The sequence below is a fragment of the Deltaproteobacteria bacterium genome (assembly GCA_016234845.1).
Lineage (GTDB): Bacteria > Desulfobacterota > Deferrimicrobia > Deferrimicrobiales > Deferrimicrobiaceae > JACRNP01.
In genome coordinates, this window is sequence record JACRNP010000023.1 from 1 (window position 1) to 25901 (window position 25901).

Annotated in this window: 31 protein-coding genes, 1 other RNA gene and 1 pseudogene; 7 read left to right on the forward strand and 26 right to left on the reverse strand. The window is 66.8% G+C overall.

Going from position 1 to position 25901, the window contains the following annotated elements:
- The first annotated feature begins 43 nt into the window (after nucleotides 1-43).
- Both HZB86_01840 and HZB86_01845 read left to right on the forward strand, forming a co-directional pair.
- A complete protein-coding gene (locus HZB86_01840; protein ID MBI5904289.1) occupies nucleotides 44-1195 on the forward strand; it encodes a DUF1343 domain-containing protein in 1152 nt (383 codons plus the stop codon).
- Nucleotides 1192-1776, forward strand: a complete 585-nt coding sequence (locus HZB86_01845; GenBank protein MBI5904290.1) for a DOMON-like domain-containing protein — start codon at nucleotides 1192-1194, stop codon at nucleotides 1774-1776. The genes HZB86_01840 and HZB86_01845 overlap by 4 nt, the downstream gene beginning before the upstream one ends.
- Here the strand turns inward: HZB86_01845 and HZB86_01850 are convergent.
- Entirely contained in the window at nucleotides 1710-2120 is a 411-nt protein-coding gene (locus tag HZB86_01850) for a hypothetical protein (protein ID MBI5904291.1), read from the reverse strand. The genes HZB86_01845 and HZB86_01850 overlap by 67 nt on opposite strands.
- 250 nt (nucleotides 2121-2370) lie before the next feature.
- Here HZB86_01850 and HZB86_01855 point away from each other — a divergent pair, with 250 nt between their 5' ends.
- Both HZB86_01855 and HZB86_01860 read left to right on the forward strand, forming a co-directional pair.
- Complete coding sequence (locus HZB86_01855) at nucleotides 2371-2694, forward strand: hypothetical protein (protein ID MBI5904292.1); 324 nt, start codon at nucleotides 2371-2373, stop codon at nucleotides 2692-2694.
- Nucleotides 2695-2809: 115 nt separating this feature from the next.
- Nucleotides 2810-4261, forward strand: a complete 1452-nt coding sequence (locus tag HZB86_01860) for an MFS transporter (protein MBI5904293.1) — start codon at nucleotides 2810-2812, stop codon at nucleotides 4259-4261.
- 46 nt (nucleotides 4262-4307) lie between these two features.
- On the opposite strand, the gene HZB86_01865 is transcribed toward HZB86_01860, so the two are convergent.
- From HZB86_01865 to HZB86_01885, 5 genes are all read right to left on the reverse strand, one after another.
- The gene (locus HZB86_01865) at nucleotides 4308-4625 is read right to left on the reverse strand and encodes a DUF2917 domain-containing protein (GenBank protein MBI5904294.1); all 318 of its coding nucleotides are present in this window, start codon (nucleotides 4623-4625) and stop codon (nucleotides 4308-4310) included.
- An 11-nt stretch (nucleotides 4626-4636) separates the two neighbouring features.
- Nucleotides 4637-4807 carry a hypothetical protein gene (locus HZB86_01870; GenBank protein ID MBI5904295.1) on the reverse strand — a complete coding sequence of 57 codons (171 nt, stop codon included), beginning with the start codon at nucleotides 4805-4807 and terminating at the stop codon, nucleotides 4637-4639.
- Between the two features lie 107 nt (nucleotides 4808-4914).
- The gene (locus HZB86_01875) at nucleotides 4915-5586 is read right to left on the reverse strand and encodes an enoyl-CoA hydratase/isomerase family protein (protein MBI5904296.1); all 672 of its coding nucleotides are present in this window, start codon (nucleotides 5584-5586) and stop codon (nucleotides 4915-4917) included.
- Nucleotides 5490-6371, reverse strand: coding sequence for an arsenite methyltransferase (gene arsM, locus HZB86_01880; protein ID MBI5904297.1), 882 nt, complete (start codon nucleotides 6369-6371; stop codon nucleotides 5490-5492). The genes HZB86_01875 and arsM overlap by 97 nt, the downstream gene beginning before the upstream one ends.
- A 16-nt stretch (nucleotides 6372-6387) precedes the next feature.
- Nucleotides 6388-6672 (reverse strand): AbrB/MazE/SpoVT family DNA-binding domain-containing protein, encoded by a 285-nt coding sequence (locus tag HZB86_01885; GenBank protein MBI5904298.1) that lies wholly within the window; start codon nucleotides 6670-6672, stop codon nucleotides 6388-6390.
- Nucleotides 6673-6894: 222 nt separating this feature from the next.
- Between HZB86_01885 and HZB86_01890 the strand changes: the two genes are divergently transcribed.
- Nucleotides 6895-7383 (forward strand): hypothetical protein, encoded by a 489-nt coding sequence (locus tag HZB86_01890; GenBank protein MBI5904299.1) that lies wholly within the window; start codon nucleotides 6895-6897, stop codon nucleotides 7381-7383.
- Nucleotides 7384-7405: 22 nt separating this feature from the next.
- Here the strand turns inward: HZB86_01890 and HZB86_01895 are convergent, their stop codons facing one another.
- Nucleotides 7406-8185, reverse strand: coding sequence for a sulfite exporter TauE/SafE family protein (locus HZB86_01895; protein ID MBI5904300.1), 780 nt, complete (start codon nucleotides 8183-8185; stop codon nucleotides 7406-7408).
- 25 nt (nucleotides 8186-8210) lie between these two features.
- Complete coding sequence (selD, locus tag HZB86_01900) at nucleotides 8211-9257, reverse strand: selenide, water dikinase SelD (protein MBI5904301.1); 1047 nt, start codon at nucleotides 9255-9257, stop codon at nucleotides 8211-8213.
- Between the two features lie 137 nt (nucleotides 9258-9394).
- On the opposite strand from selD, the gene HZB86_01905 reads away from it, so the two are divergent.
- Nucleotides 9395-10294 (forward strand): LysR family transcriptional regulator, encoded by a 900-nt coding sequence (locus HZB86_01905; protein ID MBI5904302.1) that lies wholly within the window; start codon nucleotides 9395-9397, stop codon nucleotides 10292-10294.
- 366 nt (nucleotides 10295-10660) lie between these two features.
- Here HZB86_01905 and ssrA read toward each other — a convergent pair.
- The 17 genes and pseudogenes from ssrA to tolQ all read right to left on the reverse strand — a co-directional run bounded on the left by ssrA (nucleotide 10661) and on the right by tolQ (nucleotide 24860).
- Nucleotides 10661-11013: a transfer-messenger RNA gene (ssrA, locus tag HZB86_01910) on the reverse strand.
- 142 nt (nucleotides 11014-11155) lie between these two features.
- The gene (locus HZB86_01915; protein ID MBI5904303.1) at nucleotides 11156-12028 is read right to left on the reverse strand and encodes a histone deacetylase; all 873 of its coding nucleotides are present in this window, start codon (nucleotides 12026-12028) and stop codon (nucleotides 11156-11158) included.
- Between the two features lie 12 nt (nucleotides 12029-12040).
- Entirely contained in the window at nucleotides 12041-12550 is a 510-nt protein-coding gene (gene smpB, locus HZB86_01920; GenBank protein MBI5904304.1) for an SsrA-binding protein SmpB, read from the reverse strand.
- A 19-nt stretch (nucleotides 12551-12569) separates the two neighbouring features.
- Nucleotides 12570-13883, reverse strand: coding sequence for an amidohydrolase family protein (locus tag HZB86_01925; protein MBI5904305.1), 1314 nt, complete (start codon nucleotides 13881-13883; stop codon nucleotides 12570-12572).
- A gap of 79 nt (nucleotides 13884-13962) precedes the next feature.
- Nucleotides 13963-14367: an aspartate 1-decarboxylase gene (locus tag HZB86_01930; protein ID MBI5904306.1), complete on the reverse strand. Its 405-nt coding sequence runs from the start codon at nucleotides 14365-14367 to the stop codon at nucleotides 13963-13965.
- A 30-nt stretch (nucleotides 14368-14397) separates the two neighbouring features.
- A pseudogene (locus tag HZB86_01935) lies at nucleotides 14398-15058 on the reverse strand (pantoate--beta-alanine ligase).
- Nucleotides 15058-15855: a 3-methyl-2-oxobutanoate hydroxymethyltransferase gene (panB, locus tag HZB86_01940; GenBank protein MBI5904307.1), complete on the reverse strand. Its 798-nt coding sequence runs from the start codon at nucleotides 15853-15855 to the stop codon at nucleotides 15058-15060. The pseudogene HZB86_01935 and the gene panB overlap by 1 nt, the downstream one beginning before the upstream one ends.
- Before the next feature lie 148 nt (nucleotides 15856-16003).
- Nucleotides 16004-16654, reverse strand: a complete 651-nt coding sequence (locus HZB86_01945) for a deoxynucleoside kinase (protein ID MBI5904308.1) — start codon at nucleotides 16652-16654, stop codon at nucleotides 16004-16006.
- Between the two features lie 38 nt (nucleotides 16655-16692).
- On the reverse strand, nucleotides 16693-17520 hold the full coding sequence (gene rsmA / locus HZB86_01950; protein MBI5904309.1) for a ribosomal RNA small subunit methyltransferase A: 828 nt from the start codon (nucleotides 17518-17520) through the stop codon (nucleotides 16693-16695).
- 172 nt (nucleotides 17521-17692) lie between these two features.
- On the reverse strand, nucleotides 17693-18691 hold the full coding sequence (gene tsaD, locus HZB86_01955) for a tRNA (adenosine(37)-N6)-threonylcarbamoyltransferase complex transferase subunit TsaD (GenBank protein ID MBI5904310.1): 999 nt from the start codon (nucleotides 18689-18691) through the stop codon (nucleotides 17693-17695).
- 16 nt (nucleotides 18692-18707) lie between these two features.
- The gene (locus HZB86_01960) at nucleotides 18708-20030 is read right to left on the reverse strand and encodes a PhoH family protein (protein MBI5904311.1); all 1323 of its coding nucleotides are present in this window, start codon (nucleotides 20028-20030) and stop codon (nucleotides 18708-18710) included.
- Nucleotides 20031-20034: 4 nt separating this feature from the next.
- On the reverse strand, nucleotides 20035-20892 hold the full coding sequence (gene ybgF / locus HZB86_01965) for a tol-pal system protein YbgF (GenBank protein MBI5904312.1): 858 nt from the start codon (nucleotides 20890-20892) through the stop codon (nucleotides 20035-20037).
- A 7-nt stretch (nucleotides 20893-20899) separates the two neighbouring features.
- The gene (gene pal / locus HZB86_01970) at nucleotides 20900-21505 is read right to left on the reverse strand and encodes a peptidoglycan-associated lipoprotein Pal (protein ID MBI5904313.1); all 606 of its coding nucleotides are present in this window, start codon (nucleotides 21503-21505) and stop codon (nucleotides 20900-20902) included.
- Between the two features lie 54 nt (nucleotides 21506-21559).
- A complete protein-coding gene (gene tolB, locus HZB86_01975) occupies nucleotides 21560-22867 on the reverse strand; it encodes a Tol-Pal system beta propeller repeat protein TolB (GenBank protein MBI5904314.1) in 1308 nt (435 codons plus the stop codon).
- Nucleotides 22864-23676: a TonB C-terminal domain-containing protein gene (locus HZB86_01980; protein MBI5904315.1), complete on the reverse strand. Its 813-nt coding sequence runs from the start codon at nucleotides 23674-23676 to the stop codon at nucleotides 22864-22866. Before HZB86_01980 ends, tolB begins: the two co-directional genes overlap by 4 nt.
- A gap of 70 nt (nucleotides 23677-23746) precedes the next feature.
- Nucleotides 23747-24160: a protein TolR gene (tolR, locus tag HZB86_01985; protein MBI5904316.1), complete on the reverse strand. Its 414-nt coding sequence runs from the start codon at nucleotides 24158-24160 to the stop codon at nucleotides 23747-23749.
- A gap of 13 nt (nucleotides 24161-24173) precedes the next feature.
- Nucleotides 24174-24860 carry a protein TolQ gene (gene tolQ, locus HZB86_01990; protein MBI5904317.1) on the reverse strand — a complete coding sequence of 229 codons (687 nt, stop codon included), beginning with the start codon at nucleotides 24858-24860 and terminating at the stop codon, nucleotides 24174-24176.
- 181 nt (nucleotides 24861-25041) lie between these two features.
- Here tolQ and HZB86_01995 point away from each other — a divergent pair, with 181 nt between their 5' ends.
- A complete protein-coding gene (locus tag HZB86_01995; protein MBI5904318.1) occupies nucleotides 25042-25446 on the forward strand; it encodes a transcriptional repressor in 405 nt (134 codons plus the stop codon).
- 55 nt (nucleotides 25447-25501) lie between these two features.
- On the opposite strand, the gene HZB86_02000 is transcribed toward HZB86_01995, so the two are convergent.
- Nucleotides 25502-25901: citrate (Si)-synthase (locus tag HZB86_02000; protein MBI5904319.1), on the reverse strand; the 400-nt coding region annotated here is incomplete at its 5' end.

The following is a 25901-nucleotide window of genomic DNA, read 5'->3' on the forward strand; positions in this document are numbered from 1 at the left end:
GAAGCGTCGACCCGGCACGGTTTCCACGGGGCTCGACGTTCTCGTGGAGAAGCGGTTCGGCCCCCTGAAGGGGCTCGCGGTCGGCCTCGTCTGCAACCCCACGTCGGTGGACCGGCGGCTGCGCCACGCCGCGGACCTGTTTCACGAAGCGCGTGGGGTGCGGCTCACCGCCCTCTTCGGGCCGGAACACGGCGTCCGGGGCGATGTCCAGTACATGTCCGCGGTGGGGAACGAGCGCGACCGGCGGACGGGAGTGCGGGTCCACTCGCTCTACGGAAATACCGCCGAATCGCTTCGGCCGCCGGGAAGGGCGTTGCGCGGGCTCGACGCGCTGGTGTTCGACATCCAGGACGTCGGCGCGCGCTACTACACCTACCAGGCCACCATGCTCTTCTGCATGGAGGCCGCGGCCCGCGCCAGGATCGCCTTCTTCGTCCTCGACCGGCCGAATCCGGTCGGAGGAAGCGAAGTGGAAGGCCCGGCGCTTCGCCCCGGCTTCGAATCCTTTTGCGGCGTGCACGACGTGGCGGTCCGCCACGGCCTCACCGTGGGCGAGCTGGCCCGGCTGTACCGCGAGGAGCGGAAGCTCGACCTCGAGCTCACCGTGATCCCGTGCCGGGGCTGGCGTCGGGGGATGTTCCAGCGCGAAACCGGACTCCCGTGGGTGTTCCCTTCCCCCAACATGCCGACGCCGGAGACGGCGCTGGTCTACCCGGGGATGTGCCTCCTCGAGGGGACGAACGTAAGCGAGGGGCGCGGCACCACGCGGCCCTTCGAGCTGTTCGGGGCGCCGTGGCTCGACGCCGATCTCCTGGCGGACGCGCTCCGGTCCGAACGGCTGCCGGGCGTCGGATTCCGCCCGGTCCGGTTCATTCCGACCTGGGACAAGCACGCCGGGAAACGGTGCCACGGGGTCGAACTCGTGGTGTCCGACCGCGAGGCGTTCCGGCCGTTCCGCACCGGCGTCGCCTGCGTCGCCGCGGCGCGTGCGCAGAACCCATCCCGTTTCCGGTGGCGGACGGAACCGTACGAATTCGTGGAGGACGTTCCCGCCTTCGACCTGCTGTGCGGCTCGGCGCGCGAGCGGAAGGCGATCGAACGGGGCCGTGGATGGCGCGATCCCGCGGCGGACTGGGCGCGCGAGGAGCGGGCGTTCATGAAGCGACGATCCCTCCACCTCCTGTACGGATCGTGACGGGCCCGTCGAATCTCCGGAAATTTTCCCTGATACCGTTTCGCGGTGAGGAGGATCGTCCCGATCTCGCGATCACGGGGCAGGTCGCGCGCCAGGCGGGGCTGCTATCGGTCCGCTGCGCCATCCTTGGTAAGCTGTCGGAACTCGCCATTCCCACGCCGGAAGAGACGCCGGGCAGAAAGGACGCCCTCTGGAAGGGGACCTGTCTCGAACTCTTCATCGGAGCGATGGGTGACGAGGCGTACTGGGAATTCAACCTTTCCCCGGGCGGCGACTGGAACATCTACCGCTTCACGACGTATCGGGCGGGGATGCGGGAGGAGACGGCCGTTTCGTCCCTCCCTTTCGAGGTGCGGACGGATTCGGACGCCCTGCACCTGTCCCTTTCCCTGGATCTCGCCGCGATGCTCCCGCCGGGACAGGCGATCGATGTGGGGGTCTGCGCCGTCCTCCGGTCGACCGCGGGCGGGATGAGCCACTGGGCGCTGGCCCATCACGGCCCCCGGCCCGACTTTCACCGGAGGGAGGGGTTTGCGCTTGCCTTTCCGGCCGATCGGTCCGCCCGGAATATTTTCCCGTAAAACCGCTTCGAGGCGTTTCTCAGCGCACGGTAAACCGGAGAGGGAAGACGCTTCCTCAGCTGGGCCTTGATCTCCTTCGCCGTATCGTCCCGGACCACCAGCGTGCCCTGCTCCTTGCGGACGAGGATCCCTTTCGCAATCAGCGAGCGGAGGGATTCCTCGATCTGCCGGGAGTAACACACCGCCCCCGTGATGGAGAAGTAGAGGCCAGACAGGAGCGCATCCCTCCCTTTCAGCTCGCACAACGCGGAATATATCCTTTGCACGCGGAGCTCTTCGCCGCCCCGGCACGCAAGTCCGATCACGGCCGTCAGGATCTCGTTGACCTCCGGAACCCAAGCCAAATCCCGACATCCCCCTTCCACCGGTTCTTTGGTTAAAAAGAGTCTGCAGCAAAAAATGTTCCTCGATGGTCGAAGCGTATCTCGTCGAATGGACGAAGCAATTTCCCCGCCCTCGATGGAAGGGATGCCGGCGGATTACGAATCGGGAAAAGAAGTGCGTGATTCGTAATCGTGTCGATGCGCATCTAAACCATCAGGAACCGGCATCAGGAAACCAACCGCATGCCGTACGTTACGGAGGCGACGCATCATGAAGACGTTACCCGACCTTCCGGCAATTACGATGATCACGTTTCTGATCCTGGTGGCCGTTGCGCTGTCCATACCCTTTTCCGCGACGGCCGTTTCCGACCCTACCTCCGCGGCCGCCGATCAGTGCATCCAGAAGACCCGAAGCATGCTGTACACGCAGATTTCCAACACGAAATACGCATGCGAGTTCGACGGGAAGAAGCTGTTGATCAACGAATTCGGAAGGATGACCCCCGCCCCCGAGGGGGTATACAGGAAACTCGGGGACGGGAAAGAGTGCCGGATCGGCAAGGGAGGGTTCGTTCTCTCCTGTAACCTGTAACCGGCGAGGGATCCGGGGGTTGCGCCGAACGGCGCAACCCCTTATCGCGATCCTGCCTCGAATTCCTTTCGATATCGGCAGGCATATCGACTCCTCGTTACGATACGATCTACCGGTGTCGACGACCAACCGCCCCTTGACCGTGCTCGCGCTCCTTCTCGGTCTCTTTCTCGCCGCGATGGAGATGACCGTCGTCTCCACGGCGATGCCCACGGCGGTGGGCGACCTGGGAGGGATCCACCTCTACGCCTGGGTGTTCGCTGCCTACATGCTGACGATGACGGTGACGCTTCCCATCCACGGCAAGCTCGCCGACCTCTACGGGCGCAAGCCGGTGATGATCGCCGGCATCGCCGTCTTCCTCGGCGGCTCCTTCCTTTGCGGCCGCGCCGACGGAATGGGCGAGCTCATCGTCTACCGCGCCGTCCAGGGGATCGGCGCCGGGGCGATCCAGCCGGTCGCCCTGACCATCGTCGGGGACCTGTTCGACGTCCATCAACGGGCCCGCGTCCAGGGGTACCTCGCCGCCATGTGGGGATTCGCGGGGCTGGTCGGCCCCTTTCTCGGAGGCGCCATCGTCCAATGGCTCTCGTGGCGCTGGATCTTCTACATCAATATCCCGCCGGGGCTGGCCGGCGCGGCGATGCTTCTCTTCGCCTATCACGAAAAGGTCGAGCGGACCGAGCACCGGCTCGATTTCGCGGGTGCGGTCCTGCTTTCGGTCACGGTGGTGCTGGCCCTTCTCGCCGCACGCTCCCGGGAGGGGATGGCGGCGCTCGTCCCGGCTGCCGCGGTCGGCCTGGCCCTCTGCCTGTGGACGGAGCGGAGCGCGCCCGAGCCGCTCCTTCCGCTCGACCTCTTCACGCAACCCGTCATCGCGGTGGCGACGGCCAGCGGGGTGCTGATGGGCGCGGCGATGTTCTCGGTCGTCACCTACGTGCCCCTGTACGTGCAAAGCGTCCTCGCGGGAAGCCCCACCGAAGCCGGCAGCGCCATCGCCCCCCTCTCCATCGGGTGGCCCATCGCATCGACGCTGTCCGGACGTCTGCTCCCGCGGATCGGGTACCGCGCCCCCATCCGCGGCGGCTTGGGCGTGGCGGCCTGCGCCGCGCTGCTGCTGGCGTTCCTCGTCCGGCCGGGCGTGGACCTGTGGGTACCGCGGGGCCTGACCTTTCTCTACGGGCTGGGGCTGGGTTTCGCGAACACGCCGCTCATCATTGCGGTGCAGTCGAGCGTCCCCTGGGAGCGCCGGGGCATCGCCACCGCAAGCACGATGTTCGGCCGCACGATCGGCGGCACGCTCTCCGTGGGGATCCTGGGCGGCATCCTCGCGGCGGCGCTCCTCGGAAGCGGAGCGCCCGCCGGAACCGTCGACCGCCTGCTCGGACCGGGACGCGACCTGTTGCCCCCCGCGGTGGTTCGGAGCATCTCGGGGGCGCTCCAGTCGGGCATGGAGCGGATCCTGTGGGCAGTTGCCGCCATCGCGATCGCGGCATTCGCGGCGAGCCTGTTCTTCCCCGCCCTCCGCGTCCCGCCGCGGGAGAACAACGGCAACGCGCGCGGATGACCGCCCGCTCCCGCGACGCAAGAATCCATCCCTTGCCGCAAGGAAGTTACAGCTGCCCCCCCGGGAAAAAACGACGCGCCCACCGATATATCGACGCGCGCCAGATCCTCAAGGCGCCCGAGGGGGAGTCGTACGGTTCGGTGGACGGCGGGTTGCGGAGCCGGATGGAGATCTTCCCGTCCTTGATGACCTGGACAGTGATTTTCCCTCCCTTTTGCGGCGCGAAATCCATGCCGGCCGTCAGGACATGATCCATCGGGTCGCAACATTGCGTGATCCACGCAGCGCCCGAATCGCAGGCGATCGCCAAACCGCCCGCAGGGCCGTCCACGCTCACCACCGTTCTATTCGGCAGACTCGTCATCGTCGCTCTCCTCAACACTTGCAGGAATCCTCCCCCAGCGGAGGAGACTTCCCTTTTCTTCGGGCCTCCCGGAACTGGGCCCTGACCCTGCCGGCGGATACCGCCATCACGATCGACTGGACCGCGCCGATCTCGTCATCGGCGATTCCCAATCCCTTGGCCACGCCAAGGTAATGCTCCATTCAGGGATAGCACGCCATCGCCATGGCCGACGCGAGGTGAATCAGGACCGTCGTCCTCTCGTCCAGGATTTCGTTGTGACGCGCCGAGTTGTAGAAGCCGGTGTAGGCTAACTTCTGTTCCGCGGGCAACATGTCGATCCTCCTTGTCGTTCGAACTGGGGGGCTCTTTTCGCAAGAAGCGCCTCAATCCCCTCCTGCCAATCCGGCGATCCCCAGACGCTCTCGAAGCACGTCCGATCATCCCCGCCGCGCAAGGCGCATTTCATGGCCTCCAAGGCGGAACCCGACAACTTGGACAAGTCGCGGCCCCGTTCCAACGCGACCCCGATAAGGTCGTCCGCCGGAACGACTTCGCTGATCAGCCCGATCGCGAGAGCGCCCTGGGTATCAAGCTGCCGACCCGTGAGCAGCAACTCCGCGGCACGTGCCCTGCCGACGGAAACGACGAGCTCGCGGACGGTTCCCCATCCCGGGATGAACCCGTAGGCGGTCTCCGGCAATCGAAACGTCGCGCGGTCGGATGAAATTCGAAGATCGCATGCCAATGCAAGGCCCAGCCCGTCGCCGATTACATGGCCGTTGATCGCCGCGATGGTCGGGATGCTCATTTGAGCGAGACGAACGAAGACATCGCGCCCCGCCGTGCTCACGGACCGGGGGTCGGGAACGGCACGCCAGAACTTCAGGTCGCCGCCGGTGCAGAACACACCGTCGAGCCCTCCCGTGATAACCAGAACACGCGATAAATCCGTATCGATCTCCGACAATTGGCAGGCCATTTCGCCGCTTCCCGAACCGCTTCCAGGGGGACGTCGAAATTCCTCGCGACGCTCCCGGTGTACTCCTCCATCCCGCTCTCTCCGAAATCGAACCGGTTCTCCTCCACGACCCGGACATCCCGGAATCCCGTCTTTTCCAGGAGGCGGAGGTATTCGTCTTTCCGGACGGCCCCCGCGACGCACCCCGCGTAAGCCGCCAGCGACAGGGCCACCGCCTCCGGAAGCGCCTTCGAAAGCACCAGGTCCGAGATCATGACTCTCCCTCCAGGCTTCAGCACCCGGTACGCCTCCGTGAAAACCCGTTCCTTGGCCGTGGAGAGATTGATGACGCAGTTGGAGATGACGGCGTCCACGGAGCCATCGGCCGCCGGCAGGTTCTCGATCTCCCCGAGGCGGAACTCGACGTTGCCGAAGCCGCCTTTCCGGGCGTTCTCACGGGCCTTCTCGACCATCTCCGGCGTCATGTCCACGCCGATCACTCGACCCGACGGCCCGACCGCCCGGGCCGCCAGGAAGCAGTCGAAGCCTCCCCCGGCGCCCAGGTCCAGAACGGTCTCCCCTTCCTCGAGGGAGGCCAGCGCGACGGGATTGCCGCATCCAAGCCCCAGGTTGGAGCCCCGAGGAACCGAATCCATCTCTTCCTTCGAATAGCCGACGGTCCGGCTCGCCGATTCCGCGACCCCACCGGTTCCACATCCCGTGTCCGCACCGCAGCAGGAGCCTCCCTGCCGGGCGATCCCCGCGTACCGGTCCCGGACGAATTTTCGAATCTTCGCCTCTTTCATCGCTGCATGTCCTCCCTTATTCTTTCTGAAGCAGCTCCCCCATCAGGGGCCCCAGCACCCGCTTGACCATCCCGCTGAACTCCTCCACCTTGATGAGCGACAGGCAGCACACCTCCCCTTCCTTCTCCCAGCTGATCACGGCCAGCTTGTCGCCCCCCTTGATCCCCGCCCGGTCGCGCAGCTCCTTCGGAAGGACCATCTGACCGCGTTCATCGACTGCGATCAGCGATTCGACCTTGCAGCCGGCGAACGGTTTCGCCGACGGCCCGCAGCAGGACGCCTCTTTTACCTTCCGGTCCATCGATCCTTCCCTCCCCGAAATGCCGTTGTTCATTCCTGATGGTTCAGTATATTCTGAATTTACTGTGTGTCAAGAATAATCTGCCAAATAAGTTCTGGGGGGCAAGCCGGGACCTGCTCCCCGTTCGCGGCCGCTTCGCCGCGCGGCGTCCCGATGAACTGAGGTACGATGAAATGGCCGACACGAATATGCGCCGCCCCGCCGGCGCCACGGAGGCCCCCGATGATACTGGTCAAGACGTTCGCCAGCCAGCTGAAAATCTTTCACGCGAAAAACGAGCTCGACGAACTCGACCGGGCGGTCAACGATTTCCTCGCATCGGGAAAGATCTCGAACGTGGTCTCCGTCAGCGACGCGGTGACCACCGGCTCCAGGGGCGAGGCGATCGGCGTGATCCGCGTCGTGGCGTACGAGGCCCCCGCCGCCTGGCGGGAGGAGTACCACGAGAGGATCGACCGGCGGATCCGGGATTGGGGCGACGAGATCGAGAAGCTCCGCGGGAAGGCCGAAACGTTGGGCGCCGGGGCCCGGGCGAGGCTCAAGGGACAGGTCGACGAGCTGAAGACGCTGCAGGAGACCGCGCAGCAGCAGCTCTCACGGATGCGGAAGGCCGGGGAGGAGGCCTGGGGGGACCTTCACGCGGGCGCCGAGCAGGCCCTCGAGGAGCTTCGCAAGGGGTACGAGACCGCGGCGGCGAAGCTCAAGAAGTAGCCGGCGCGCGCCGCCTCCGAGATCAGCGCACCCTGACCACGACGTCGGCGATCATGCCCACCGCCGCCACGCCGACTATAACCGCTAGCGTGGTCCTCAGCCATCGGGGGCTGGTGCGGTGGCTCAAGATGCTGCCGATCTGAGCACCTGGCACCGCCGCTAGCACGAGCAGCACGGCGGGAATCGGCGGGACCTGTCCCGTGGCCACCTTGCCTGCGAAGCCTGCCAGCGAGGAGAGGAAAACAAGCGCCAGGTTGCTCCCGATGACCACGCGGGTCGGCAGCCGAAGGGCATGGAGCATCAGGGGAACGAGGATGAACGATCCTCCCTGACCGACCAGCCCACCCAGGAAGCCGATCGCTGCGGCAATCGATGCGGCGAGAGGAATGTTGAACCTGCAGGCATTGGGGTCCTCGACCTCTTGGTCCTCGGACTTCGGAAGCCACATCATGATCGCAGCCAGGGCGGCGAGCCCCGCGAAGACCATCATCAACACCGCGTTCTCCACCCACCGCGAAACGACCGATCCCGTCAGCGCGGCGGCCGTGATGGCGCTCCCCATGGAAACCACGAGCCGGCGGTTTACGCTCCGGTATGTGTCGTGACGCCAAGCCCCCGACAGGCAGGCGAACAGCCCTTGCGTGATCGTCAGGCCGGCGACCTGCCGCATGTCCAGGGGGACGAACCCGAAAGCGGGGGGCAGGTAGAGAAGCGCGGGCGCCATGATGATCCCGCCGCCGATCCCGACCAACCCGGCCAGGCAGCTGACGGCGAAACCCACGAAGAAGATCAGGACGGCCAGCCCCGTATCGATCATGACGGCACCGCTACGGCAGAACCTCGATCCGGCCTTTCGGTTCCGCGATGAGTTCCCCGATGGCCGCGGCCGCAACTCCCGCTTCGGCCAGACCCAGGAGCAGGGCGTCGAATCTCGAAGGTTCGACCGCGAAGAGAAGCCCTCCGGATGTCTGGGCGTCGCAGAGCAGGATGCGGTCGACCTCATCGATCCCGTCGAGGTAGCTCACGATCCCGTCAAGGGACTCCCGGTTGCGGCGCGTGCCCCCTGGGATAAAGCCTTTGACGGCGAGTTCACGCGCCCCCGGAAGGACGGGAACCGTCGTCAGCCGAATCCGCGCGCCGACACCCGAGAGCATCTCGCGCAGGTGGCCCAGCAGGCCAAATCCCGTAATGTCGGTGCATGCGCGCACGCCGGCCTTCCGGCCGACCTCCCCCGCCGCGCGATTCAGGGTCGCCATGGTCCCGATGGCCGCCCTTGACGCTCCCTCGCCGGCCGTGCCGGCCTTCATGGCCGTCGTCACGATCCCGGTTCCGATCGGCTTCGTGAGGACAAGCCGGTCCCCCGCGCGTCCCCCGACATTGGCCCAATATTCTTTCGGATGGACGAAGCCGGTCACGCACAGGCCGTACTTCGGCTCCTTGTCGTCGACGGTGTGACCGCCGACAATGTCGATGCCGGCTTCCCGGGCCTTCTCCGCCCCGCCGCGCAGGATCTCCGCGAGCATCGACATGGGCAGCACGTCGCTCCCTCTCGGGAAACCGACGACATTGAGCGCCAGGACGGGGCGACCGCCCATGGCATAGACATCACTTAGGGAATTCGCCGCCGCGATGGCGCCAAACTGGTAAGGATCGTCCACAACCGGGGTGAAGAAGTCCACGGTCTGGATCAGCGCCAGTTCGTCGGAGACGCGGTAGATGGCCGCGTCATCGGAGGTTCCCGGCCCGACGAGCACGTTCGGATCCATGATCTTTGGCAAGCCGCTCAGAACCTGAGCGAGGTCCTCAGGACCGATCTTGCCCGCTCATCCCGCGCAGTGGGAAAGCTGGGTCAGGCGCACTGCATTGTTGGACATGCTCGACTCCTTTTTTTCGTCCGGTTCGATTTTTCAATATCCCGCGTCGCGCCGATGGCTATCATCGTATGCTTCCCGGAGCTATACTAAAAATGCATTATTGTTTGCGTTACCATGCGCATATTTTGGGGTTGCCGATGAACCCGCATCTCCTTCGCACGTTCCTCTCTGTCCGCAAACACCGGAACTACACCCGGGCGGCCGAGGAAGTCCTTCTTTCCCAGCCGGCGGTCTCGCGGCGGGTGCGTCAGCTCGAAGAAGAGCTCGGCGTCCGGCTCTTCGAGCAGATCGGCAAGTCGCTCCACACGACAGACGCCGGGGAAACGCTGGCCGCCGAGGCGGAGAAGCTGCTCGGGGCCATGGAACGGACCGCCGAGGCGGTGCGCTCCCATGGTTCCGAGGAATGCGGATCCATACGGATCGGAGCCAGCGCAACTCCGGGATTCTACCTCCTCCCCGGCATCCTTGGCCGGTTCCACCGCCGTTTCCCGAAGGTGGCCCTCCACTACACGGTGGAGAACTCTCTTCGGATAGAGCAGAAGATCGTCCGGAACGAGCTCGACCTGGGTTTTGTCGGCGCTCACCTGGCGAACGAGGAGCTGGAACTTACGACGCTTCTTGAGGACGAGATCGTCTGCTTCACCAGCCCGTCCCATCCCCTCGCGAAGGTGCGCCGGGTTGCTCCGGATTCGCTTGGAGACGAGGTGTGGATCACGCGCGAGAAGGGCTCGGCGACCCGCCAGCTCTTCGAAGATTGGTTGTCATCGAGGAGGGGAGCGATCCGGAAATCCATCGAGCTGACCTGCCCGGAGACCTGCAAGGCGCTGGTCAAGGAGGGCATCGGGCTCTCGTTCATGTCGATCTACGGGCTTCGTTCCGAAATTCGGTCAAAGCGCCTCGTGAGGGTTCCGGTGACGGGGATGACTCTGAAACGGCCTATTTTCCTCGCCCGACACTCCGATAAGCGCAATTCACCCGCTATGGAGAGCTTCCTTGCGATCGTGAAGACCGCGTTGCCCGAGCTAACAATGTCTTAGGGGTTCGTGAGCCGCGGGCGGGGCTCGCTACTCGGTCGGCGCCCCGCGCCCGTTCAACTGCTGTAAGTGAGTGAAGGCGGGGGGAGTTGACCGATGAGCCTTGCCCCAAGGGATGTTCGCCGCGGGGTACCCCAAGGGAGCGCAATTCGTCCGGGAGTGGGGCGGCCCAACCAGGGCTTGCCCCAAGAGATCCTCGTCGGGGGGTACCCCAGGGAGCGTATCACGTCCGGGAGTGGGGCCGGCCTGCGCGGCGGGGCGAATGGCTTCCGGGCTCCCGTGCGTCGCCCTCATCCTCGCTATCCGCTCGGCGCCATTCGCCCGTTCAACTCCCCATGGGTTGTGCCGCCATGGGGAGAATCCTGCCGTTGGTGGAGGCGGGGGGAGTTGAACCCCCGTCCGAAGATTCTTTACTCCGGGCTACTACGTGCGTTTCCGGTCATTTGGATCTCGTCCACGGGGACCCCGGCCGGCAGGGTTCCCTTCGGACCATCCCGGGAGAGGTTTCGCCCTTTTGCCCCCCGGGAGGAGGCGTCGGGCTATCCCGTGAGAGTGACCTCCTCGCGCCTATACGGGCATTCGACGGTCGGAGGCAGGCGGCTTAAGCCGCCTGGGCTAACGGATAGTCGTTGGCGACTATTGAGTTCCCGTTTTTACGAGGTTCAGGGCCTCGGCACGCAACCCAGGAGCATCGACATCCCCGTCGAAACCGTTTCGCCCCCGTTCGCTTTCTCCATTATAGCAGTTTGGCGGACCGCCCGGGATGCGCGCCCGAACGACCCGCCAAACGACCAAAGGAGGGAAACCGGAGCATCTCTGCCCCGTTTATTAGACACCGTTCCTGCAAATAAGGTTCCCTCGCGGCTACAAACCCGCCAGACGCTCGATGACCGGCGGGATCAGGTACGTCGCCAGTCGGGTGTGACTGCCGCCGCCGAGCACCACTTCGAGCCTCCCCCCGCACGCCTCTTCCGCGACTTCCCGCATCAGGGTGGCGATGCCCCAGTAGCACGGGCCGGTGAGACCGATGTCGCCGTAGTCGCCCTGGTGGGTGTCGAATCCGAAATACCAGAAGAGGAGGTCGGGCCGGAACCGTCGGACCTTATCGGGGAGCTCCCGCCGGACCAGGTCGAGGTACGCGTCGTTCATGGAACGCTTTTCCCGCCCGCCCCCGCCGGCGTCGGGAAACGGGAGGTCCACCTTCGTGCCGTCGGGGGACCGGTACTCCGTTCCGCAGACGCACACGTGCAGCACGTCGGGGTCGGAACGGAACAGCTCCCGCGTGCCGTCGCCGTGGTGGGCGTCCGTGTCGAGGATCGCGAACCGCCGGTACCCGAACTTCTCCCGGAGATTGACGATGCAGAGGGCGACGTCGTTGAAGCAGCAGTACCCCCCGAAGAAATCGCGTCCGGAGTGGTGCCCCCCCGCGCCGATGAAGGCGAAGGCGTTCGCGATCCCGCCCCCGGCGATCTTCTCTCCCGCCATCACCACGCCGCCCGCCGAATGCCACGCGGTCGAACATAACGGGTCTCCCTGCACCCCGTCGATCAGCCCCGGGGTGTGGACCTTCAGCAGGAGCTCCCGGGAAACGGGCCCGGGCTCGTAGAGCTTCGCCCGGCCGGTCCGCAGGACCCCGTCCAGCGCTTCGGGGAAGTCGGCCAGGCGCGCGCCGACCGTGAGGTAGCTGCGCCGGGAGAAGGACGGGTGGTAAAAGACGCCGGTGACGTTATTCGTCATCGCACGCCCCGGTCAGTCGCCCGAGCCGCGTTTCCCGCGGGTCCGGGTCGCCCGTTCGATATCCCGCCGCGCGTCGCGCTCGGCGATGTCGTGGCGCTTGTCGTACAGCTTCTTCCCCCGCGCCAGCCCGATCTCGAGCTTCACCCGCGGCCCCTTGAAGTACATCTTCAGCGGGATGACGGTAAGCCCCCGCTCCTTCACTTTACCGAAGATGTGGTCGATCTCCCTGCGCTTGAGGAGCAGCTTGCGGACCCGGAGCGGATCGATCACCCTCAGGTCTCCGTGGGAGTAGGGGGTGACGTGCACGTTCTCGACGAACGCCTCGTTCCCCCGGAACGCGGCGTACCCGTCGGCGATGGTGACCCGTCCCTCCCGGATCGATTTCACCTCGTACCCTTCGAGCGCCAGGCCGCACTCGAACGTTTCGAGGATCTCGTACTCGTGCCGGGCGCGCCGGTTCGTGGCGACCACCTTGACGGCGGGCGCGCTCGGCTTTTCGGTCCTGTCGGGCTTCCCGGCCATCCCCGCCCCCGCCTTTCCTTTATCGGCTCCGTTCCGCGCCGCCGTGCGCCGGCCGGCCGGCCACGACGGTCAACCGCACGTTCTCCCGCCCGGTCCGCTCCAGCAGGTTCCGGAAAAACCGTCCGCCGTGGCCTCCCGGGTCGTCCACGACCGCGAAGTCGGCCGGACCCCCCGGGGCGAGGATCCCGCCGGGCAGGGATAGCGCGCCGGCCCCGCTCGTGGTCGCCGCGCGGAACAGCTCCCGGCAGAGAACGTCTTCCTTCTTTCCGCCCCTGTACAGCGACCGCGCGGCCATCATCTCCGCCCAGAGGGACAGGTCCGGCACCGACCCCAGGCTGTCGGTCCCCAGGGCGAACGGTACGCCCGAATCGACGAAGTGGGTCACGTCCGGGTCGCCGTGGCGGTGCGCCGCGTTGCTCCGCGGGCACAGGACGAACCGCGCCCCGCCTCCCCGCAGCCCGTCCAGCTCCGTGCGCGAGAGGTGGACATTATGCACCAGCACGACTCCCTCCCGCAAAAGGCCGGCATCGCGGAGGTACTCCGGCACGTTCCGTCCCAGGCCGCGGAACCAGGATACGTCCCGCCCGACCGCGGGGTAGAGACGCGTGGCGATCTCCCCCCCGCCGTCCGCGAGAAACGCCATCTCCTGCGGAGACTCTGCCAGGTGGAGGCAGGCGGGGAGTTCCTTTTCGGACGCGAGCGCCGCGAGGAACCGAAGGAGCGTTTCGCCGACGGTGTACAGGGTGTGGGGCGAGACACCGCTGGAGAGCAGCGGATTGGAGGCGCCCAGGTCGTCGAGCCGATCGAGCGCGCCCTTCACGGATTCGAGAATCTCCGGAGCGACCTCGGGGAGGAAACCGATCCCCTCCGCGAAGATCCGCGCGCGGAGAGGGCACGACCGGTACACGGAGAGGTCCGGACCCGCGATCTCCCCGGCCGCCGTGGTGCCGAAGGATAGAGCTTCCCGCGCCGCGGCGGCGAAGTCGGGGGCAAACCGGTGGGTATCCGGACCCCGCTTCCAGACGATCACCCGCAGGATCCAGTCCGTGAACGACGCCGGGATCGGAAGCGGCTTGCCCGATGGATCTTCGAACCGGGGGATCTGCAGGTGGACGTGCGCGTTGACCAGCCCGGGAACGATCGCCGCGCTTGGGAACTCCGCCCTCGCGAATCCGGCGGGTGCCGCCCTCAGGACGTCGTCCCGCGTCCCCGCGAGGAGGACGTTCCCGTCCGCCACGGCCAGCGCGCCGGGGGCGAACGTCGTATCGGCGTCCACGACCAGTCGGGAGGCCGCGTACACCACCCCGGGCTGTCGGTCCGAGCCCGATTTCACGGATGAATCACTCCCGTCTCCGGACGCCTCAGGAGTGTCCCGCTTCTGTGGGAGTTCTGTGAACGTCCCGGATTTGGGGTCAGACGACGGCCGCGACGCGGGGGCGCTGGCTCTCCGACTCGACCTTCCGCTTCACGTCCGTGATCCGGTTCTTCCGGTCCACGTAGACCAGCGTCGGCTGGAAGTTCGCGAGCTCCTTCTCGTCGTACATGGAGAAGGCGGCGATGATCACCAGGTCGCCCTTGCTCACCTGGCGGGCGGCGGCGCCGTTCAGGCAGATCACGCCGGAGTCCGCCTCCCCGTCGATGACGTACGTCGTGAACCGGTTCCCGTTGTCCACGTTCCAGATGTGCACCTGCTCGTACTCGGCCAGCCCCGCCGCGTCCATCAGCGTCTTGTCGATCGTGACGCTCCCCTCGTAGTGCAGCACGGCGTCGGTCACCGTGGCCCGGTGGATCTTGCATTTCAGCATCGACTTCATCATGGTGTCGTTCCCTCCCGGTATGGAACCTGGTTATTTTCGAAGCGTGATGTTGTCGATCAACCGCGCCGGCCCAACCTTCGCGGCCACGAGGATCGTGATCGCGTCGACGCGGCCCGACACGGGGGATAACGTTTCCGGCGCCCGCCCCTCCGCGTACTCGAATTTCGCCAGCGGCTCCCGGACGAGCTCCTCCCGCGCCGCGGCGACCAGCACGCCCGCGTCGCGCTCCCCCCCGTCGAAGAGCGCCTTGGCGCGGAACAGCCCGCGCGAAAGGCAGCGGGCGGCGACCCGGTCGTCCCCTTTCAGGTACGCGTTTCGCGAGCTCATCGCCAGCCCGTCCTCCTCGCGGACGATCGGCGCCCCGACGATCTCGATCCCGAAGTCGAGGTCCCGCGTCATCGCCCGGATGACCGCCAGCTGCTGGCAATCCTTCTCCCCGAACACCGCCACGTGCGGCTTCGCCGCGAGGAACAGCTTCGCGACGACCATCCTCGCCGGGGCCGAACTGCGTCGGGTTGACGAAGATCGTCGCCGCCACCGCCCCGCAGCCACGCTCCTTCGCGATCCGCACGAGGCTCACGTGACCCTCGTGGAGGTACCCCATCGTGGGGACCAGCCCGATCCGCACCCCTTCCGCCCGCCGCGCGTCGGCCCACTCCCGCATCGCCGCCGGAGTGCGGAGAAGCTCCATCAGAAGGAGTGCTCCCTGCCCGGAAACGACCCGTCGCGCACCGCCGCCGCGTAGGCGGAGACCGCGTCCGCAACCGGCTTCCGGAGCTCCCCGAACCGCTTCACGAATTTCGGCCGGAACTCGTCGAACAACCCGAGCAGGTCCTGCATCACCAGTACCTGGCCGTCGCACCCCGGCCCCGCCCCGATCCCGACCGTGGGGATCGACAGGGACTGCGTGATCTCCGCGGCGAGCGCCGCGGGGATCCCTTCGAGCAGTAGCGAGAACGCTCCCGCCTCCTGCACCGCCGCGGCGTCGTCCAGCAGCCGTTCCCGCTGCGGATCGGTCTTCCCCTGCACGCGGTAGCCGCCCATCCGGTGGATCGACTGCGGGGTGAGCCCGATGTGCGCCATGACCGGGATGTCCGCGGAGGCGATCGCCCGGATCTTGTCCGACGCGTTGCGCCCCCCTTCGAGCTTCACCGCTTCCGCCCCCGCCTGCAGCAGCCGCCCGGCGTTGCGGACCGCGTCGGCCGTGGAGGCCTGGTACGATAGGAACGGCATGTCGGCCATGAGAAACGCGCGTTTCCGCCCCCGGGCCGCCGCCTCCGTGTGCCGCACCATGTCCTCCATCGTCACGTTCAACGTGTCGGGATGGCCGAGCACCGCCATCCCCAGGGAATCCCCGACGAGGATGATGTCCACCCCGCACTCGTCGAAGATGCGGGAGAACAGCGCATCGTACGCCGTGATCATCACGATCTTCGACCCTTCCGCCTTCATCTTTCCCAGGTCGAGGATGTTGGTCTTCCGCACGATCGTACCCCCCCCGTTCGGCGCAAAAAGAAAACGGCCTTCCGGAACCGTTCCCGGAAGGCCGCGCGATCCGCCCGTGGCCCGCGACGGCCCGGCGCAGGACAAGGCGCCGTGCCACCGCATCCTTAAACGTTTCCGTCTCGGTCCGGTGCTACCTGGATCCCAGCGGTATGTAGTGCTGCGTCCCGCGTTTCACACTCTTGACTTCTCTCACGAGATGTTCAAGGTCGCGGGGGCTTTCCACGAAGTCGATCTCGCTCGTGTTCACCACCAGGAGCGGGGTCTCGTTATAGTGGAAAAAGTATTCGTTATAAGCATCGCTCAATGTTTTCAGGTAGTCAAGGGAGATGTTCCGCTCGTACGCGATCCCGCGCTTCCGGACCCGGGAGAGGAGCACCTCGGGGCGCGCCTGCAGGTAGATGACCAGGTCGGGCTTGGGGAGCGTGGAGACGAGCAGTTTGTAGATCGACTCGTAGAGGGAAACCTCGTCGTCCTCCAGGTTGATGAGGGCGAAGATCTTGTCCTTGGCCAGGATGTAGTCGCACACGACCCCCGCCTCGAACAGGTCGCCCTGGGCCAGCTCCTTCTGCTGGCGATACCGGGACAGCAGGAAGAAGAGCTGCGCCTGGAACGCGTATTTCCGGGGATTTTCGTAGAAACGCTCGAGAAACGGGTTGTTGGCCACCTCCTCCTTGACGAGGCGGGCGGCATACTTCTGGGCGAGGAGCTTGGCCAGCGAGGATTTCCCCACCCCGATGGCGCCTTCGATCGCGATGTAGCGGGGATTCTTCGGATCGGTCATTTCCGGTCAATTGTAAGCGGGGACCGGCGATTTTTCCACTACATTCGGGAAAAGGAGCGCGCCAGGGCGAGGTACGCGGCGGGAGGAACCGTCTCCGCGCGGTCCGACGGGTCGATCCCCGCCGACTCGAGCAGAACGCACCATTGCGCCGCACCCCCGGGGAGGAACGGCGCCGGGGCGTTCCGCAGCGTCTTCCTCCGCCGCGCGAAGGCGGCGCGGACCACCGTCTGCAGCGCCCGGAACAGCGCGTCGGGGAAATCACCGGAAAAACGGACCGTCATCACCGCCGAGTCGACCTCCGGAGCCGGGTGGAAGCACCCCCTCCGGACGACGAACTCCTGCCGGGCCTCTCCGAGCGCCGCGAGATACACCGAGAGGATGCCGTACTCCTTCCCGCCGGGGGGTGCGCACAGCCGCTCCACCATCTCCCGCTGGAGCATGAGGACGGCCCGCGGGAAGAGGTCGCGCAGCTCGATCAGCCGGAGGATCGCCGGGGAGGAGACGGAGTACGGCAGGTTCCCCACCGCCGTGCCGCCCGAGGGGAAGCGGCGCCGCCACACTTCCGCGGGGACCGCCAGGAAGTCCGCCTCGACCACCTCCGCCGTCGATCCCGCGAACCGCTCCCGCAGGTGGGCGGCAAGCCCGCGGTCGATCTCGACGGCGATCACCGCCGCTCCGTCCGCCGCCAGGGGACCGGTCAGCGCTCCCAGCCCCGGCCCGATCTCGAGGTACGGTCCCGGGAAAGAGTGCGCCAAGGCAACGATCTTCCGGACGATGTTCCCGTCGTGGAGGAAATTCTGCCCGAGCGATTTGCGGGGGGACAGGCCGAGGGCGGCGAGGGTCCGCCGCGGGGAATCAGTGGGCATTAAAAACGGGAGGCTCCGGCGGAGTCGCCGCAGGAGGGGGGGCGCAGTGAGGTAAAGCGCAGCCGTGCGGGTTCATCGCACGGCGAGCCACGAACGGAGCCCCGCCCTCCGAGGCGGCGCAGCCGGAGGGATCGTTCTTTGGATTCGTTGCCGCATTGATGAAACGCACCACTTACCGGGCGAACCGGGAGGCCGCATACGCGTTGAGCTCCGGGCCGGAGAACTCCCCGGCCGACATCCGCCGCTCCCCGAGCAGCGCCACCATGGCGGCATTGTCGGTGCACAGCGCCTTCGACGGGAGGAAAACCTCGATCCCGGCCGCTGCGCCCCGCGAATGCGAAAGCTCCCGGAGCCGGGAGTTCGCCGATACGCCTCCCGACAGCACGAGACGCGGAATCCCTTCCCGCCGCGCGGCGGCGACCGCCTTCTCCGAAAGGATGTCCGCGATCGCCTCCTGGAACGACGCGCAGACGTCCTCGATCCGGGCCGCCTTCCCGCCCCGGGAGGCGAGGAACGTCCGCAGGGCGGTCTTCAATCCCGAGAAGGAGAATTCCGCCGAATCCGCGGAGAGGCGCGCCCGCGGAAACGGGTACCGCGACGGGTCGCCGCTTTCGGCCAGCCGGTCGATGACCACGCCGCCGGGGTACCCGAGCCCCATCATCTTGGCCCCCTTGTCGAACGCCTCCCCCGCCGCGTCGTCGAGCGTTCCCCCGAGCTGCCGCGCGTCGCCCCACCCCCCGACCCGGAAGAGGGAGGTGTGCCCGCCGGATACGAGAAGGGCGATGTAGGGGAATTCGACCGGACGTTCGAGGAAGACCGCGTGGATGTGCGATTCCAGGTGGTCCGCCCCGTAGATCCGTTTCTCCCAGGCGAATGCGAGCGACTTGGCGAAGCACAGCCCCACGAGGAGGGACCCGATCAGCCCGGGGCCCGCCGTCACGGCGATCCCGTCGATTTCGTCCCGCCCGCAGGACGCGTCGGACAGCGCCCTGGAAACGATCGGCACCACCGATTTCAGGTGCTCCCGCGACGCCAGCTCCGGCACCACGCCGCCGTATGCCGCGTGGACCGAGACCTGCGAGGAGACGACGCTGGACAGGAGGCCGGCCGACCCGTCGTACACCGCGGCCGCGGTCTCGTCGCAGGAGCTCTCGATCCCCAGGACTCGCATCGGGTCGACCTGACGGCTACAGGATGTTCGCGGCGAGCTCCGCGAGGGGGGAGCGCTCCCCCTTTACGAGCATGACGTGCCCGGCGATCGCCTCCCCCTTGAACTTCTCGACCGTGAAGGAGAGGCCGTTGGAGGCCGAGTCGACGAACGGGTTGTCGATCTGGTACGGGTCGCCGGTGAGGACGACCTTGCTGTTCTCCCCGGCCCGGGTGAGGATGGTCTTCACCTCGTGGGGCGACAGGTTCTGCGCCTCGTCCACGATGATGAACTGGTTCGGGATGGAGCGGCCCCGGATGTAGGTGAGCGGCTCGATCTCCAGGATCCCGAGGTTCATCAGCTCCTGGTATCCCCGCACGCCTCCCTGCCGCTTCTTCCGGCTGAAGCCGAACAGGTACTCGACGTTGTCGAAGATCGGCTGCATCCACGGCTTCAGCTTCTCCTCGATGTCGCCCGGGAGGAAGCCCAGGTCCTTCCCCATCGGCAGGACCGGACGCGACACGAGCATCCGCTGGTACACCTCGTCGTCGGAGGTCTTCCGAAGCCCCGCGGCGATCGCCAGCAGCGTCTTCCCCGTCCCCGCCTTCCCCGCGAGGGTCACGAGCTTGACCGAATCGTCGAGGAGGATGTCGAGGGCGAAGTGCTGCTCCTTGTTCCGCGGGCGAACCCCCCACACGTCGTCCTTCATCGGCGGGAGCAGGCGGAGCTTCCGCTTAGAGCCGTTCGCGCGGGCGAGGGCGGACGACTGCGTCGCGGCGTCCCGGAACACGACGTATTCGTTGGGGTACAGCTCCTCGGCCCCCGGGGGCGGATCGGACTCGCCGGCGGCGTAGAAGGCGTCGATGAACTCCTTCCCCGCCTGCACCTCGCGGAATCCCCGGTAGAGCTCCTCGATGTCGACGCGGTCGCTCTCGTAATCCTCCGCCGTGATCCCGAGGGCGTCCGCCTTGATCCGCAGGTTCGTGTCCTTGGAGACCACGACCACGGGCACGTCCTTCTCGCGACCGCGCACCGACAGCGCCACGCCGAGGATCTGGTTGTCCGCCAGCGACCCTTTCAGCTCCGGCGGGAGGAGCGACGCCCCCTCGCCGCCGAACGCCACCCGGAGCACGCCGCCGTGCTCCAGCGGCACGCCGTCCGCGAGGTTCCCCTGCTCGCGCAGCCGGTCGATGAATTTCGACACCGTCCGGGCGTTCCGCCCGAGCATGTTCAGGTCTTTTTTGAAGTGATCGAGCTCCTCGATCACCATGATCGGGACGAAGACCCGGTTGTCCTTGAATCGGAACAGCGCGTTGGGATCGTGCAGCAGGACGTTGGTGTCGAGAACGAAGTTCTTGATCATCCGGTCAGCGGATCTCCGCCAGCTTCTTCTTCGCCATCTCGGCGGACTTCGATTTCGGGTACTTCGTCTGGACCAGCTCGAGGAGGATCATCGCGTTCTTCCGGTCGTTCAGCGAGAGGAACGAGAGCCCCTGCTTGAACATGGCGTCCGGGGCCTTGTCCCCCGCCGGAAACCGGTCGACCACGTCCTGGAAGGAGAGGATGGCGTTTTCGAAGTCCTTCTCCGCGTAGAACGCCTCGCCCTTCCAGTAGAGAGCGTTGGGCAGGAGCTTGTGGTCGGGATGTTTCGCTGCGAAGGCCGAAAGCACCTCGCGCCCCTTCTTCGGGTTCCCCCCCTTCACCTGTCCGACGGCGTACTCGTACATCTCCTCCGGGCTCTTCCAATCCGTCGCCGCTTCCGCGGGCGCGCTGGCCGCCGCGGGAGCGGCGGCCAGCTTCCCGATCTTCTCCTCGAGGGCGGCCACCCGCCGCTCGACCTCCTTCACCCGCTCCGCGTTCCCGCGGATCTCCTGCACCGCGCGCTCCTGCTCGTTCAGCCGCGCGGCCTGCTTCTGCGATTCCAGCCGCGCCTCGTCCTGGCGGGACGAGACGGCGAGGAGGTCGGACTTCACCCGGTCGAAGTCGCTGTTCAGGTCCGCGTACCCCTTCCGAAGCGACTGCACCTCGCCGGACCCGGGGGTCTCCGCCGGGGCGACGGAGACGGGAGGCGGCGCCGCCGCCCGCATCGCCGCCATGTCCTTCCGGAGCGTCACCATCTCGTCCTGGAGCCGCTGGAACGAGCCGGTGTCGGCGACGGCGCAGCCGGCCGCCGAAGCGGCGATGCCGGCGAGAATCAGGAGCGCGACCGCGTTGCGCAGGCCCATCGTCACCTCACTTCAGGACGAAATGCGCGCGGCGATTCTTCGACCACGCGTCCTCGGAGTGTCCGGGATCCAGCGGGCGCTCCTTTCCGAAGCTGACCGTGGACAGCGCCCCCTTGGCGACTCCGAGCGAAGCGAGGTACCCCTTCACGGCGGCGGCGCGCCGCTCGCCGAGCGCCAGGTTGTATTCGGCCGTCCCCCGCTCGTCGCAATGCCCCTCGATCAGGACCTTCGCCTGCGGGTTCTTCTTCATGAATCCGGCGACCTCCTGGGAGGTCTTCTTTCCGTCGTCGAGGAGGATCGCCTTGTCGAAGTCGAACCGGATGTCGGCGAACCGGGACGCCTTCTCCTCGGTGACCGCGGCGCCGGCCGCGGCTTCCGCCGCCTTCGCGGTCATGACGGGCGACGCGGACGCGTCGGACGCCTTCGATTCCTTCACGGGGCTTTCCTTCACCTCACCGGCGCCGGAACCGGCGGGGGCGGCCGCTGCAGGCCCGGACGCGTCCCCGCCCGCGCCGTCGGACTTCACCGTCTGCTTCTTGGAGCATCCCGTGGCGACGACCACCGCCAGGAACAGGGCCAGGGCGACCCGCTTCCACGAAAACGTACCGTCCATTCTCCCCCCCCCTTTTTTTCCGGGTGCGGCCGGGGCTTCCCGTCCTTCCGGAGGCTACCTTCCGGGGGACCAGGATGGAGAACCCACGTCTCCGAGGCCGGAAACCAGGGTCCGTTCGCGCCGACCGTCCGTTGAAATGATTTTGAGCTCAGAATATCCCCTTTTCCGGTACGTGTAAACCAGGTACCTCCCGTCGGGGGAAAAGGAAGGATCCTCGCAGTCCGCCCCCGCGACGAAGGCCACCTGGCGGACGTCGCTGCCGTCCGGCGCGGCCGTGAAAATGGCGAACCGCCCCTCGGAGCGCGCGGTGAAGGCGATCCGGTTCCCCGCCGGGGACCAGGACGGCGAGGTGGCGTACCCCGACCCGTGCGAGATGCGCACCTCTTCCGCGGATCCGAGGGTCTTCACGTAGACCTGGGGCGACCCGCCCCGGTCCGACACGAACGCGATCCGCCGGCCGTCCGGAGAAACCGCCGGCGAAACCTCGAGACCCCACCCCTGGACCACCTTCTCCGGCTGGCCGCGGACCACCCGCGTGCGGTGGATGTCGGAGTTCCCTTCCATGCTCACCGAATAGTAGAGCCACTCCCCGTCGGGCGAGAAGCCCCCGGGTGCCTTCGACTCGCCGTACCGGACGATCTCCTTCTCCGACCCGGTGGACGGGTTCCGGAGATAGATCACCGGAACGCCGGTGCGGAACGACGTGTAGGCGAGCCACTGCCCGTCCGGAGACCACCGGGGGAACAGGTTGAAGCTCCGGTTGTCGGTCACCTTCCGGAGTTCCTTCCCGTCCATCCCCACGATGTAGAGTTCCTTCCCCCTCCCCTGCCGCGCCGTGAAGGCGACCTCGGTGCCGAATACGCCGCGCGCGCCGGTGAAGGCGTAGACGATCTCGTTTGCGAACCGGTGGGCGATGGAGGAAAGCTGCTTCGGGGTGCCCGAATACCGTTTCCCCGCCATCAGCGTACCCTGGGTGGCGTCGTAGAGCCGCATCTCGACGGTGAATTGACCGTCCCTCTCCTCCGCCTTCCCGATGACGACCGCTTCCGCCCCGACCACCTTCCACGCGGGAAACGACAGCGGCGTCCCGGCGAAGTGGGCCGGCGTGACCGGCTCCAGGTGCCCGGTGCGTGGGACGATGTCGAACAGGTCGGTCAAGGCGAGGTCCGCCTCGATGATCTTCGGGATCGCGCCGGGGAGGGAACGGTCGCCGGCGGACGTCACCATCTCCGCCACCGCGATCGGCATCCGCTTCCCGCCCGGCGCGTTGATGTCGATGTACAGAACCGGAAACGCCGCGGCGGGGAACAGCGCCAGCGCGAGGATCCCCGCGACGGCCGCCCCAACGATCGATCGTCTCACCCCGCCCCCCCCGCGCCGTGGAATCGGAACCCCACCTCGTAATGATCCTCCCCGCCCCGCAACTGTTCCGGGGGAACGGGCAGCGGGCTCGCCTTCCGGATGGCGCGCCGCACCGATTCGTCGAAGTAGACGTTCCCGGATCCCTTTTCGATGCGCGCGTCGGACACCTTGCCGTCCTTCTCGATGACGATCCGCATCTCCACCATCAGCTTCCCCGCATTGCGGACCAGGGCCTCCGGGAGCACCCAGTTTCCGCGCACGCTCTCCTCGAGCTTCCGGAAATATTCCCTAAGCTCCGCCGACAGCCGCACGGTGCCCTGGGCGCCGCCTCCGAACGCGCCCGCCGCGGAGGGGGATTTCGGGGCCTCGACCCGGTGGGCCACCCGCTCGCCGACGCTCCGCACGGCCGCCCGCGCGGCGGACTCCCGCCGCCGCTCCTCGACCGCGCCCCGGACCGCGTCCGACCCGGCCCGCGCCTCGCGCATCTGGCGCAGCCGCTCCGCGACCGACGATTCGTCGGCCGTGCGTTTCCGCGCGGTGGAGTAATCCTCGGGACGCGCGGCGGGCGCCGGCTTCCTCGCCGCGGCCTTCGGGGGCTTGCCGGCCTTCTTCGGGGGAGGGGCCTTCTCCCGGACCGCCGGCTTCGGCGCCGGTCCGGGCTGCCGCGCCCCGGTTTCCCGGAACTCCCCTCCCCCGACCAGGTCCACGACGGCGACCGGCTGGAGGCGGAACGTCGGCCCCTGGATGGAGGAAACCGCGAGTGCGAGAACGCCGAGCGCAACGTGGAACGCCCCGGAGAGGGCGATCATCCCCCGGGGCGGGAGCGCTCGGGGGGCTTGAAAAAGCCGCGGCCCGAAGGGCACCTTAGGGCCTGTCCATTTACCGTTCGAGCGGTTCCGTGACCATGCCAAGTTTTTCAACCCCGGAGTTCCGAACCTCCGCGATGACCTTGACCACGAAACCGTACGGGACGGAGCGGTCCGCGCGGAAGTACACCTGGCGGTCCGTCCGCTGGGCGACGATCTGCTTCAGGACGCCCCCCATCCGGTTGAACTCGACGGCCTGCTTCCCGATGAAGATGCGGCTGTTGGCGTCCACCGTGACGACGAGGCGCTCCTCGTCGCTGCGCAGCGCCTTCGCGCTGGCCTGCGGGAGGTTCACGTCCACCCCCTGCGTGAGCATCGGCGCGGTGACCATGAAGATGATGAGGAGGACGAGCATCACGTCGACCAGGGGGGTGACGTTGATCTCCGCCATGATCCTGCGATCGCCGGCGCGGCCGGAACTGCTCATCATGGCCATGGCGTCACGCCTTCTCGATCTTCCGCTCGAGGAAGTTGATGAAATCCGCGGTGAAGCTGTCGATCCGGGTGTGGATCATCCGGATGCGGTTCAGGAAATAGTTGTACGCCATGACCGACGGGATCGCCGCCACGAGGCCCGCGGCCGTGGCGACCAGCGCCTCCGCGATGCCGGGGGCCACCGTCGCGAGCGTCGCGTTCCCCGTGGTCCCGATCCCGGAGAAGGCGTTCATGATCCCCCACACGGTCCCGAACAGTCCGATGAACGGCGTCGCGCTGCCGGTGGTCGCCAGGAACGGGAGGAGGTCCTCCATGCTCCCCACCTCCTCGTGCGCCGTCTTGATCATCGCCCGGTGGACGTTGTCGACGGGGAACGGGAGCGCACGGCCTCCCTCGGCCGTCTCCCCCCGCTCGCGGTGGATCCGCGTCAGCTCGATGTACCCGGCGCGGAACACTTCCGTCAGCGGGGACTTCTCCCCCTTCTCCACCTTCTCGTAGAGGGCGGGAAGGCTCTTCCCCTCCGCGAACGCCCGCGCGAACTCCGCCTGGTTCTTCTCGATCCCCTTGAAGAGGCGGAACTTGAGGAAGATGATGGCCCACGAAACCACGGAAAAGCCCACCAGGAGCAGCAGGACGAGCTTCACGATGGGCCCTGCCATCATGACGTGGCGCAGCACCTGGGTGTCGAACATCCCTGCCGCCACGGGTATCACGGGCAGCACCAACCCCACGGGAACGATCAAGGATCCCTCCTCCTGTCGATGGACGATAACTTCCCTATATAGCGGATTCCACTCCCGGATTCAATCACCTTGACAATACTTCCCCCCGTACATAGGATACGGCCCTGAAAGTAAATAAAGGAGCATATATATGAAAAAATCCCGGAACACCCGTCAGCGCGGCGTCATTCTCGACATCCTGCGCCGGACCGGCGCCCACCCGACCGCGGAGATGATCTACCGGGACGCCCGCAAGGCGATCCCGAACATCAGCCTGGGAACGGTGTACCGGAACCTCGGGTTTCTCCGGGACCAGGGGGTGGTCCGGGAGATCCGCCCCAACGACGGCGGATCCTCCCGGTTCGAGGGGATGGACACGCCCCACGCCCACTTCCACTGCGTCGGCTGCAGCGGCCTTCTCGACATCCCGCTGCCGGCCGCACTCGAAAAGCTGGAATTCCCGGGAACGGAGCGGATCTCCGTGATCTCCGCCGTCGATCTTCACGTCATCGGGTCGTGCCGGGAGTGCGCGACCGCGGGGGCGGGGGCGCAATGAAAAGGGGGCCGATCGGCCCCCTTTTCGTTTCACCGGCAGGGATCGCGCGGAACGCTTACGCGAGCTTTCTCCCGCCTTCCGCCGCCCACTTCTCCAGCATGTCGGTCGTGACCGACTTCGGACGCTCGAGGGCGTATCCCAAAGCGCGGTCCCAGGTGATGTTGCAGAGGACCCCGAGCGCCCTGCCGACGCCGAAGAGCACCGTGTAGAAGTCGTACTCGGTGAGGCCGTAGTACCACTGGATGACGCCCGACTGCGCGTCGACGTTCGGCCACGGGTTCTTCGCCTTCCCGTGCTCCCGGAGGATGTCCGGGGCCACCTTGTAGATCATGTTCACCAGCTTGAACATCGGGTAGTCCGGCAGGTTCTTCTGGCAGAACTCCATCTGCGAGGTGTAGCGCGGGTCGGTCTTGCGGAGCACTGCGTGGCCGTAACCCGGGATGACCTTTCCGCTG